Origin of the sequence: Pseudoduganella buxea (genome assembly GCF_009720835.1) — a bacterium.
In the GTDB taxonomy this organism is placed as follows: Bacteria; Pseudomonadota; Gammaproteobacteria; order Burkholderiales; family Burkholderiaceae_D; genus Rugamonas; species Rugamonas buxea.
In genome coordinates, this window is record NZ_WNKZ01000048.1 from 33,151 (window position 1) to 44,480 (window position 11,330).

At 66.4% G+C, this 11,330-nt stretch carries 12 protein-coding genes; 9 read left to right on the forward strand and 3 right to left on the reverse strand.

The features are described from left to right. The first annotated feature begins 35 nt into the window (after positions 1 to 35). Both GM672_RS16465 and GM672_RS16470 read left to right on the forward strand, forming a co-directional pair. Positions 36 to 380, forward strand: a complete 345-nt coding sequence (locus GM672_RS16465) for a hypothetical protein (RefSeq protein WP_155471626.1) — start codon at positions 36 to 38, stop codon at positions 378 to 380. Beyond that, a complete protein-coding gene (locus GM672_RS16470) occupies positions 373 to 753 on the forward strand; it encodes a hypothetical protein (RefSeq protein WP_155471627.1) in 381 nt (126 codons plus the stop codon). Before GM672_RS16465 ends, GM672_RS16470 begins: the two co-directional genes overlap by 8 nt. Here GM672_RS16470 and ppsR read toward each other — a convergent pair. Further along, entirely contained in the window at positions 750 to 1,604 is an 855-nt protein-coding gene (gene ppsR / locus GM672_RS16475; RefSeq protein WP_155471628.1) for a posphoenolpyruvate synthetase regulatory kinase/phosphorylase PpsR, read from the reverse strand. The two genes, GM672_RS16470 and ppsR, sit on opposite strands and share 4 nt — an antisense overlap. A 387-nt stretch (positions 1,605 to 1,991) precedes the next feature. Here ppsR and ppsA point away from each other — a divergent pair, with 387 nt between their 5' ends. From ppsA to GM672_RS16510, 7 genes are all read left to right on the forward strand, one after another. After that, positions 1,992 to 4,433: a phosphoenolpyruvate synthase gene (gene ppsA / locus GM672_RS16480; protein ID WP_155471629.1), complete on the forward strand. Its 2,442-nt coding sequence runs from the start codon at positions 1,992 to 1,994 to the stop codon at positions 4,431 to 4,433. Positions 4,434 to 4,573: 140 nt separating this feature from the next. Beyond that, a complete protein-coding gene (locus GM672_RS16485; protein WP_155471630.1) occupies positions 4,574 to 4,996 on the forward strand; it encodes an NfeD family protein in 423 nt (140 codons plus the stop codon). A 43-nt stretch (positions 4,997 to 5,039) separates the two neighbouring features. After that, entirely contained in the window at positions 5,040 to 5,789 is a 750-nt protein-coding gene (locus GM672_RS16490; RefSeq protein ID WP_155471631.1) for a hypothetical protein, read from the forward strand. Positions 5,790 to 5,822: 33 nt separating this feature from the next. Continuing rightward, positions 5,823 to 6,770 (forward strand): SPFH domain-containing protein, encoded by a 948-nt coding sequence (locus GM672_RS16495; protein ID WP_155471632.1) that lies wholly within the window; start codon positions 5,823 to 5,825, stop codon positions 6,768 to 6,770. 10 nt (positions 6,771 to 6,780) lie between these two features. After that, positions 6,781 to 7,200 carry a DUF4259 domain-containing protein gene (locus tag GM672_RS16500; RefSeq protein WP_170300101.1) on the forward strand — a complete coding sequence of 140 codons (420 nt, stop codon included), beginning with the start codon at positions 6,781 to 6,783 and terminating at the stop codon, positions 7,198 to 7,200. A gap of 11 nt (positions 7,201 to 7,211) precedes the next feature. Beyond that, a complete protein-coding gene (locus GM672_RS16505) occupies positions 7,212 to 8,351 on the forward strand; it encodes a hypothetical protein (protein ID WP_155471633.1) in 1,140 nt (379 codons plus the stop codon). 71 nt (positions 8,352 to 8,422) lie between these two features. After that, positions 8,423 to 9,289, forward strand: a complete 867-nt coding sequence (locus tag GM672_RS16510; protein WP_155471634.1) for an NAD-dependent protein deacetylase — start codon at positions 8,423 to 8,425, stop codon at positions 9,287 to 9,289. 2 nt (positions 9,290 to 9,291) lie between these two features. On the opposite strand, the gene GM672_RS16515 is transcribed toward GM672_RS16510, so the two are convergent. Beyond that, positions 9,292 to 9,867 carry a DUF1349 domain-containing protein gene (locus GM672_RS16515; protein ID WP_155471635.1) on the reverse strand — a complete coding sequence of 192 codons (576 nt, stop codon included), beginning with the start codon at positions 9,865 to 9,867 and terminating at the stop codon, positions 9,292 to 9,294. 25 nt (positions 9,868 to 9,892) lie between these two features. Next, positions 9,893 to 11,330: DEAD/DEAH box helicase (locus GM672_RS16520; protein WP_211517378.1), on the reverse strand; the 1,438-nt coding region annotated here is incomplete at its 5' end.

Consider the following 11,330-nt stretch of genomic DNA (forward strand, 5'->3'; position numbering starts at 1 on the left):
GCTTCCGGCGCCGTACCCGATCGTGGAGGTTCTTGATGAATATCGTATACCGGTTCAAGCGGCCCCAGCCCATGACGGCGCCGGAGGCACCCAGCCGTCAAACGGTCCGCGCGCGGATCGTCAAGGCACTGAACAATCCCGCCTATAAATTCCGCACCCTGTCCAGCGTCGCCGAGGAAGCGGGGCTGAGCGCGACCGTCGTGGCGCAACTGCTGCGCGACGACAAGGTACTGGCACGCACCGTCAAGCTGGTGCCGATCCGCGCCCCGGATGGCCGCGTGCTGCTGACCACCAAGGACCGCTTCGCCAACGAAGCGACGTTCAAGGAAAAATTCGTCGACTTCTTCGCGTCGGACCGGCCGAGGCTGGCCGATGCCTGACGGTGCCGTCAATCCGTGGGGCATGCTGCTGCCGAACCAGCACCTGATCGCCATCGCCGTGTTAGGTGGCTTCGTGCTGTTCGGCTTCAAGCTGGCCGAGCATTTCGGGCGCCGCGAACAGGACAAGTTGCCCGTTGGGAAATATGTCGTCTTCGTCGTCACCTTGCTGCTGACCTTGCCACTGCTGGGCGGCTGCGTCACCGCCATTTACCTAATGAACGGTGACAAACTCAGCCCCATCCTGGCCCTGCAGGTGGGCCTGACGTCACCGGCCATCGTGCAAAGCCTGATCATTGCCGCCGCCAATTCCGTCAGCCGGCAGGCGCCAGCCACCCGGCTGCGGGCCGTCAGGCCGCCGGCACCCAGCGCTTAATACTCGCGCCGGTTCGGCTTGATTTCCTGCAGGATCGTCGTGGAGATCTCCTCGATCGACTTGGTGGTGGACGACAGCCAGCGGATGCCTTCCCGCTTCATCATCATTTCCGCCTCGTTCACTTCATAGCGGCAGTTCTCGATCGACGCATACTTGCTGCCGGCGCGGCGCTCGTTGCGGATTTCCGTCAGCCGCTCCGGCGTGATGGTCAGGCCGAAGATCTTGTTCTTGAACTCGTACAGGGCCGACGGCAGCTTGCCCCGTTCGAAGTCGTCCGGGATCAGGGGGTAGTTGGCCGCCTTGATGCCGTACTGCATCGCCAGGTACAGCGACGTGGGGGTCTTGCCCGAGCGCGACACGCCGACCAGGATCACGTCCGCGTCGGCCAGGTTGCGGTGCGACTGGCCGTCGTCGTGGGCCAGCGAGAAATTGATGGCCTCGATGCGGTTCTTGTATTCCTCGCTGTCGACGATATTGTGCGAGCGGCCGATGGTATGGGTCGACTTGACGCCCAGCTCCAGCTCCAGCGGCGCGACGAAGGTCTGGAACAGGTCCATGTGCATGCCGTTGCACTGGCGAATGATCGACGACAGCTCGGCCTGCACCAGGGTGCTGAAGATGATGGGGCGCTGGCCATCGACGGCCGCCATTTCGTTGATCTTGCGGGCCGCGTCGCGCGCCTTGTCCACCGTGTCGATGAAGGGCAGGCGGATCTGGCGGAAACGCAGTTCGAACTGGGTCAGCACGGAATGGCCGAAGGTTTCCGCCGTGATGCCGGTGCCGTCGGAAACGAAGAAAACGGTGCGGGCGGTGGCAGGGCGCTGCTCCGCCGGGGATTGCTCTGGGGTCATGAGGAAGGGTTCTATAATTGTGAATCGTCAATTTCCGCCACAGGCTGTAAAATGGCCGGCAACAGTTCGATTGTGCTGCACGGCATGGAGAATAACAAGAAGCGCCGGCAGGCCTGTACAAGGATTATTGAGACACCCGCGAATCAGGACCGCGGCACGCAAGCTGGCCGTTGCGCAGCTGTAGCTTTACAGCGAGCACCGCAAGGCCAGCCGGAGACGGTGCGGCTGTTCACGGGCGCCTCGGGGTGAACTGGGTTTCCGCGATGGGGCGGTGTCGTTCGGCCAGGAGCTGCTGTCTGGAACAGCGGCCGGCCGGTGGCGTCGCGCAAGGGAAGTCGAGCACCCCAACACTGGTTTCTAAACAGTAAGGGTGTCATTATGACCAACATGTCTAACGCAGCACTGAAGGAACCGGGCCAGGCGCCGGGCGACGACGCCGTCTATGTCGCGTCGTTCGAGAACCTGCGCATGACGGACGTCGAGTCCGTCGGCGGCAAGAACGCGTCGCTGGGCGAGATGATCAGCCAGCTGGCCGGTGCCGGCGTCAGCGTCCCCGGCGGCTTCGCCACCACGGCGCAAGCCTTCCGCGACTTCCTCACCCACAGCATCGACGGCGGCAAGCCGCTGGCCGAACGCATCGCCGACCGCCTGGCCGACCTGAACGTGGACGACGTCCGTTCGCTGGCCCAGGCCGGCGCGGAAATCCGCCAGTGGATCGTCGAAACGCCGTTCCAGCCCCGCCTGGAGCAGGAAATCCGTGCCTTCTACGAGCGCCTGGTGGCCGACTCGGAAGCGGAAATGTCCTTTGCCGTGCGTTCCTCCGCCACGGCGGAAGACCTGCCGGACGCATCGTTCGCGGGCCAGCAGGAATCGTTCCTGAACGTGGTCGGCATCGACAACGTGCTGGACGCCATGAAGCACGTTTTCGCCTCGCTGTACAACGACCGCGCCATTTCCTACCGCGTCCACAAGGGCTTCACCCATGCGGAAGTGGCCCTGTCGGCCGGCGTGCAGCGCATGGTCCGCTCCGACCTGGGCGCGGCCGGCGTCATGTTCACCATCGACACGGAATCGGGCTTCAAGGACGTCGTCTTCATCACCTCCAGCTACGGCCTGGGCGAGACGGTGGTGCAGGGCGCCGTCAATCCCGACGAATTCTACGTGCACAAGCCGATGCTGGAGCAGGGCAAGTCGCCCGTGATCCGCCGCAATATCGGCTCCAAGCTGATCAAGATGGAATTCACCGACGAAGCCCGTGCCGGCCGCTCGGTCAAGACGGTGGACGTGCCCATCGAAATGCGCAACCGCTATTCGCTGACGGATGCCGAAGTGGTCGAGCTGGCCAAGTTCGCCGTCACCATCGAAAACCATTATGGCCGTCCGATGGACATCGAGTGGGGCAAGGACGGCCGCGACGGCAAGCTGTTCATCCTGCAGGCCCGTCCCGAGACGGTCAAGTCGCAGCAAAAAGCCACGGATGCGCAGCAGCGCTTCCGCCTGAAATCGACCGGCACCATCCTGACCTCCGGCCGCGCCATCGGCCAGAAGATCGGCGCCGGCCCCGTGCGCGTGATCCGCGACCCGTCCGAAATGGAACGGGTGCAGCCGGGCGACGTGCTGGTGGCCGACATGACGGACCCGAACTGGGAACCGGTCATGAAGCGTGCCTCGGCCATCGTCACCAACCGTGGCGGCCGCACCTGCCACGCGGCCATCATCGCCCGTGAACTGGGCGTGCCGGCCGTGGTCGGCTGCGGCGACGCCACCGACATCCTGAAGGACGGCACGTTCGTCACCGTCTCCTGCGCCGAAGGCGACGAAGGCAAGATCTACGACGGCCTCCTGGAAACGGAAGTGTCGGAAGTGGCGCGCGGCGAACTGCCGAAGCTGCCGACGAAGATCATGCTCAACGTGGGCAACCCGCAGCTGGCGTTCGACTTCCAGCAGGTGCCCAATGCCGGTGTCGGCCTGGCCCGCCTGGAATTCATCATCAACAACAATATCGGCGTTCACCCGAAAGCCATCCTGGAATACCCGAACATCGATCCGGACCTGAAGAAGGCCGTGGAATCGGTGGCCCGGGGCCATGCATCGCCGAAGGCCTTCTATGTCGACAAGCTGGCCGAAGGCATCGCGACCATTGCCGCCGCGTTCTGGCCGAAACCCGTCATCGTGCGCCTGTCCGACTTCAAGTCGAACGAGTACAAGAAGCTGATCGGCGGTTCGCGCTACGAGCCGGACGAGGAAAACCCGATGCTGGGCTTCCGCGGCGCGGCGCGTTACCTGGCGGCCGATTTCGCCGAGTCCTTCAATATGGAATGCGTGGCCATGAAGCGCGTCCGTGAAGACATGGGCCTGACCAACGTCGAGATCATGGTGCCGTTCGTGCGCACCGTGGGCCAGGCGCAGAAAGTGGTGGAGCTGCTGGCGAAGAACGGCCTGAAGCGGGGCGAAAACGGCCTGCGCCTGATCATGATGTGCGAGATTCCGTCGAACGCCGTGCTGGCCGACCAGTTCCTGGAATACTTCGATGGCTTCTCCATCGGCTCGAACGACCTGACCCAGCTGACCCTGGGCCTGGACCGCGATTCCGGCATGGAACTGCTGGCGGCCGACTTCGACGAGCGCGATCCGGCCGTCAAGGCACTGCTGGCGATGGCCATTTCCGCCTGCCGCAAGCAAGGCAAATATATTGGCATCTGCGGCCAGGGTCCTTCGGACCACCCGGACCTGGCCGAATGGCTGATGGAGCAGGGCATCGAATCGATGTCGCTCAATCCCGATTCCGTCATCGACACGTGGCAGAAACTGGCGGCATTGCAGAAATAAGCCGGTACTGTCCGTTAAAAACCGGGCGAAATATTATTTTTGAATAAATAATGCCTACACAACGATAGCGATTTCCTTTATCGTTACCCTCGCCGCCCAATAGGGCCGCGGGGGTTTTTCATTTTCAGGAGACTATCGATATGGCGGACTGGGTCATGTGGCTGGTGGCAGCGGGCGTGCTGGTGGCGCTGGAACTGTTCAGCGGTACGTTCTATCTGCTGATGATCGCCATCGGCGCGCTGGCCGGGGCCCTGCTGGCCTTCCTGCGCGTGGACCTGCCGGGGCAGATGCTGGCTGCCAGCCTGGTCGGCGTCGTTGCCACCGTGCTGCTGCGGCGCAGCCGGTTCGCCCGCGTGGGCGGCGGCGGCAATGCCGCGCGCGACCCGAACATCAACCTCGATATCGGCCAGACCGTGCAGGTGACGCACTGGGAAAACGGCGCTGCCCGCGTGATGTACCGGGGCGCTTTATGGGATGTGGAACTGGCGCCCGGTGCCACGGGCCAGGCCGGCATTTTCACCATTCGCGAAGTGCGCGGCAGTAAGCTGATCGTCAGCGACTGACTCGCCGCCGCGCCTGCAGAACGTACGTCATTTGAACAAGCCGATGCCTTCGAAGGCCGACCTGAAACAGCTGCTGCTGGCCTTTATCGACGACGAGGACCGGGCCATGGACAGGCAGGAACAGGGTTCGTTCTACAGCCAGCACCATGTCGGCATCAAGGCGGGCATTCCCCGTGCCTCGGGCTTGCTGGGCGACGACGACCTGCTGATGTTTTATTTTCACCTGCTGCGCCTCGATATCCTGCCGGCCGTGAAGCGGGAACGGGAGTTCGAGTTGCTGCACGGGGCCTACCAGAGCATGACGCCGCTGCTGGAACATGGCTGGCCCGCCTGCGCCATGCCCCGGGCCCAGGGCATTTTCTTGTTCGGCAACGACGGCACGTCGGCCTTGCCGGACGGCGAAACGCCGACCCTGGCCACGTACATGGCATATCGCAAGGTGTGGGCCCACGTGACGGCGTACGTGTCGATTCCCACCATGCTGGCCAAGCGCGAGCGCTTCCTGCCGTACGCACAAGACCAGCAGGTGCTCACGCGCGTGATGGTGCTGCTGCGCGCGCTGCGCTACCTGCAGGATGAGGACATCGGCCGCGTCGCGCTGTGGTACTGGGGCCTCGTATATATCGCCGTACTCGACCCGCGCGCCGCGCAGACCGTGGTGGCCGACGTGGCCGAACTGTGCGACCGTTCCGAAGCGTGGCTGGAACGGCTGGAACTGCTGCGGCGCTGCCTCGTGGCCGCCGATTGTCCGCTGCTGGTCGACCGGCTCGATGCGCTGGCCACCCTGCATTAACCAAACGATTTATCGTCATTCAAAGGAATCCATATGGACATTACATTCGGCGGCGTGACCCTGGTGCTGCTGCTGGTCGCCCTCGTGTTCGTCTTCAAGACCATCAACGTCGTGCCCCAGCAGCATGCGTGGGTGGTCGAGCGGCTCGGCAAATACCACGCCACCCTGGGCCCCGGCCTGAACATCGTCGTGCCCTTCATCGACCGCATCGCCTACAAGCACATCCTGAAGGAAATCCCGCTGGACGTGCCATCGCAGGTCTGCATCACGAAGGACAATACCCAGCTGCAGGTGGATGGCATCCTGTACTTCCAGGTCACCGACGCGATGCGCGCCTCGTACGGCTCGTCGAACTATGTTGCCGCCATCACGCAGCTGGCGCAGACGACCCTGCGCTCCGTGATCGGCCGCATGGAACTGGACAAGACGTTCGAGGAGCGTGACCATATCAACACGGCCGTCGTCAACGCCATCGACGAATCGGCCGCGAACTGGGGCGTCAAGGTGCTGCGCTACGAGATCAAGGACCTGACGCCGCCGGCCGACATCCTGCACGCGATGCAGGCCCAGATCACGGCCGAGCGGGGCAAGCGCGCGCTGATCGCCGCCTCGGAAGGGCGCAAGCAGGAACAGATCAATATCGCCACCGGTGAACGGGAAGCGTCGATCGCCCGTTCCGAAGGCGAGATGCAGGCCGCCATCAACCGTGCCCAGGGCGAGGCGGCCGCCATCACGGCCATTGCCGAGGCCACCGCCGGCGCGCTGCGCCAGGTGGGCGCCGCCATCGAGCAGCCGGGCGGCATCGAGGCCGTCAACCTGCGCGTGGCCGAGCAGTACGTGGACGCCTTCGGCAAGCTGGCCAAGACGGGCAATTCGCTGATCGTGCCCGCCAACGTGGGCGATATGAGCAGCCTGATCGCCACCGCGATGCAGGTCGTCAAGACACAAACGCCGGAGCGCACCGTCGTGCGCCCGGGCTGAGGAGAACAAGGTGGGAACGTGGACCGTGGGACCATTCGGCAATGACTTCGCCCAGGATTGGGCCGAGGACCTGGGCGAATCGAACGATTTGTACTTTATCGAAAACACGCTGGACAACGTGCTGGCGGCGCAGGATGCCGAGCTGCTCGAAGCGCCCTATGGCGCCGAGGGCCTGGCCGCCATCGAGACCCTGCTGCGCCTGTACGACCGGGGTGGCGAGCATGACGCGGACTCGCAGAAGGTGGACGACTGGGTCGGCGCCGTCAAGGGGCGCTTCCGCCTGCGCACCGATCTGTTCGAGAAGGCCGGCCGGGCAATCGACCTGATCCTGTCGGAACGGTCGGAATTGCGCGAGCTGTGGCACGATAGCGAGCATGGCGAACAATGGCGCGCCGGTGTCGAGGCACAGCGAGCGCGGCTGCAAGGTTGAAGGAGACGAGGATGGCGGGGACGGCGGGAAGCAGACTGGCGGTGGCCGTGCTGGCGGCGGCAACGATGATGGGTGCCGTGGCCGCGCCGGGCGACGAGCCCGTGCTGGAGCGGCTGGCGCAGATGCGCGGCCTGCCCGTGGCGGCGGCACCGCAGGAAGCGGCGCGCCAGCGGGGCGAGCTCGATGCCGCCTGGCGCTGGTTCGGCAACAACAAGGCGCAAGCCCTGCCCGTGCTGCGCCGCGAGCTGGCGCTGGAACTGAAGAAGGCCAGGCCGAACCAGCTGGTGCTGCTGGACGTGGGCTACTTCCTGCGCGCCCAGGGCGAGCCGGCGGACAAGGCGCTGGCACTGGCCGCGCTGCTGCGCATCGATCCGGAAGGGCCCGCCGCGACGGCCCAGGGCCAGCAGCTGTTCCGCTTCGTGCACGCGATGGCGTCAGAGCGCGAGGCGCGCCTGCTGCCGCTGATGGACCGCGCCTTCCTGCGCGGCCAGGTCACCGTCTTCCTGCCCCAGCAGGGCGTGACGGTGGACGAGACCTCCGTCTGCATCTACCTGTACGGCCAATATGGCGCCGTCGCCGAGCGCCACCTGCGCGGCCTGCTGCGCGACGAGGCCGCCGTGCACCGCGCGCTGGAAGTGCTGATGTGGGTGGGTTCGCCCGACAGCGTGCCGGCCGTGGCGGCCCTGCTGGACACGCCGGACCCGGAAACCTTCGCGCGGGCCGCCACCTTCCTGCTGCGCGCCGGCGGCCCGGCCGGGCGCGACGCCTTGCGCGCCTTCGATCCACGCAAGCTGCAGGGTAAGGCGCTGGAATTCTACCGCCAGACGCAGGGGCAGCTGGGCAACATGGGTTTCGATGCATTGGTGGGGCAACTGGCCGACCAGAACGAGGAGCGCGCGGCGGTGGCGGCCGGCACGGTACGCGGCCTGGACGAAGCGGCCACGCGCCAGGTGCTGGCCACCTTGCACGAACGGTACGGCAACTACGACGGCATCAACCCCATCGCGCTGGCCCGTTCCGCCATGCCGACGGCGACCCTGATCGAGCACCTGGTGGCCCTGCGCGAACGCAGCCTGCTGCGCGTGGCAGGCGACACCTTGACGGATGTCGATACCACCAATACGCTGATCAATATCCTGCGCTACCGCTAGCTGTTCGTTCTCGCGGTGCAACAGCGGTTCAGCGCCGCGCCCGCGACGGCGCAAAATGCTAGCATGACCGGATGAACCTGACCGAACCCATCGCCCCGGCCGCCAGCATCGAGGAGCAGTGCGGCGCGCTGGCCGAATTCCTCGACCGCCACCGCCGCGTCCTCGTGCTGACGGGCGCCGGCCTGTCCACCGCCTCCGGCATTCCCGGCTACCGCGACGCCGAAGGCATCCGCCGGGGCCGCCCGCCGACCGAAGGCCCGGAGTTCCGCCGTTCCGATGCCTTGCGCCGCCGCTACTGGGCGCGCAGCATGGTCGGCTGGCCCGTGCTGGCCGGGGCCGAGCCCAATGCGGGCCACGAAGCGCTGGCCCGGCTTGAACATGCGGGCCGCATCGGGCGCGTCATCACGCAGAACGTCGACGGCCTGCACCAGCGCGCCGGCACGGCCAGCCTGATCGAACTGCACGGCAATATCCATATGGTGCGCTGCCTGGCCTGCGACGCCCGCCAGCGCCGCGCCGACCTGCAGGTGCAACTGCTGCAACGCAACCCGGCGCTGGCCAACGTGCTGGCCCAGCCCTTGCCGGACGGCGACGCCCAGCTGGAGCCTGAAGCGCTCGACGACTTCATCGTGCCCGACTGCGTCGCCTGCGGCGGCATGCTGCAGCCGGACGTCGTTTTCTTCGGCGACAACGTACCGCGCGAGCGCACGGAACAGGCGCTGGCGTGGATGGACGAGGCCGACGCGCTGCTGGTGGTGGGCACGTCGCTGATGGTGTTCTCCGGTTTTCGCTTCGCCAAGCTGGCAGCGGCCACCGGCAAATCGATTGCCGCCGTCAACGCCGGCAAGACCCGCGCGGACGAGCTGATCGGCTTGAAGCTGGCGCTGCCGGCGCAACGGGTTCTGCCGCTGGTGGCGCGCCTTCTCGATGGGGCTTGAGTTCAGCTGAGGTCGTGCAGGTCGCGCGCCAGCGCCGGCCCCACGGAAAACGCCGTGAACGTGACGTCCAGCCCGGCCCGCTCGGGCGTGCAGCACATGGGCCCGACCAGGTAGCGCGCCGCGACAGGGAATGGGGCAAGGCGCAACAGGGGCCAGACCTTGCCGTCGGCCGAGTACTGCACGCGGATGGCCCCGCCCGTCACCGTGACGCGCAGCCAGAAGCCGTCCGGCAAGGGTGGCGCCGCGCCGGTGGCCCAGTCCGACCTGCCATCCGTCAGGACCGTGCTCAGCATCAGCGCGCCGTCGGAAAATTCCACGCCCGCCTTGATCCATTGTCCTTCGTCGATGCGCACCATCAGGCCGGCCTGGTCGTACAGCTCGCGGAAGTCGCCCTGGACATGGATTTGCGCCGTGAAGTCGCCCTCGACGGCGCGGCCGAGGAAATGGCCGCTGTCGCGGATGAAGCCATAGCTGGTGATGCGCCAGAAGTCGGTGGCGGTATCGGTCGTGACACGCAGTGCATCGCCGTCGATGGTGTGGTTGGCCGGCTCGTTGAGCCAGGTGCAGTCCGTGAACATTCGAGTTCCTTGTGGTGGTCGGTACTTATTCGCCGGGCGGAACGTCCAGCCGGCCACGCAGTTCGTCCGGCCGGCACGTGGGCAGCGGCGCCGCCAGCCGGCGGTAGATGCCGCGCGGATCGTGGCCCGGGTCGGTCCAGAAGCCCCGGTCGCCGATGACGTACAGCCGGCGCCTGGCCCGCGTCACGGCCACATTGACGAGGTTCGGTTTCTTGCCGGCGTAGCTGCCGATGACGCCGGGGCGGGTCGGATCGCCACCCAGCAGGAAGATCACGTGTTCCGCCTCCTTGCCCTGGAAGGTATGGACCGTTCCGGCCATGCCTTCCGTGTCCTTGCCCAGTTTCTCGTGCAGCAGGGCCTTGAACTGGCGGGCGACGTGGCGGAACGGCGTGATGACGTAGACGCGGAAGCGGTTTTCCTCGTCGCGCAGGCCCTGCGCGGTCAGCCGCTTGACCAGCTCCAGCGCCATGTGCCCCTGCGATGCGACCCAGTGACCTTGCGCGTCGCTCGCCGGCATGTCGACCCAGCAGCTCTCGCCGATGCCGCTTTCGGGGCAGGGTGCGCTGTCCCTGCCGGCGCCGTACACCATCCGGTTGTCGTAGGCGATGCCGTTGGCGATGCCGAACATCGGATCGAGGCAGCGCCGGTGTACCACCAGCGGCGCGCCCAGCCATACCGGATCGTCCTTCTCGCCCTGGCGCAGCCAGGTGCCGTAACGGTTGGCGCGGTCGGCCAGGGTCTGGGCCGACGTGGCCGGCGGGACCCACTGCCGTTCGGCGCCCGTTCGCGCCAGCAGGGGCGTCACCAGTTCCTCCGGCAAGGCGACGACCGGCTCCAGTTGCAGCGGATCGCCGACGATGACGCTGCGGCGTGAGCGCCAGATGGCGCCCACGGCCTGTTGCGGCGCGGCCTGTCCTGCCTCGTCGATCAGCAGCCAGCCCAGCTCCTCGCGGCCAATGCCCGCAAATACGCGGGGGAAGGATGCGAACGTCGTCGACACGACCGGCACGACGAGGAAGAACGTGTCCCACAGGGCAGCGACGCCGCCGGGCACGCTGCCTGGCTGGACACCTCCGGTCAGGACATTCATGAACGCGGCCAGCGTCGGCTTGAGCTTGGACCAGGCGCCTGCGACAAAGGCCTGTTGCAGCGCCATCGCCGCCACGAACAACTCGCGCCTGGCCGCGAACAGGGCTGGCATGAAGCAGGGCGCCGCCGCGTGCAGGGCGGCGCGGTCCAGCTCCGCCAGCTGCCATGTGGCGAGGAGCTCCGCCGGCAGGCCGGCGCCGGCGATGCTGGCTCGCAAGGCGGCAAGCGTTTCGTCGAGCGCCCGCACGCGCGCCGCGACGGTCTTGACGGCTTCGATGGCGTCGCGGCGCGCGGCCAGTGCCCGGTGGGCGGCGCGCAGGCTGTCGCATGCAGCAGCGGCCACGCTGTCGCTGCCGTCCCGGTCTGTCAGGCCT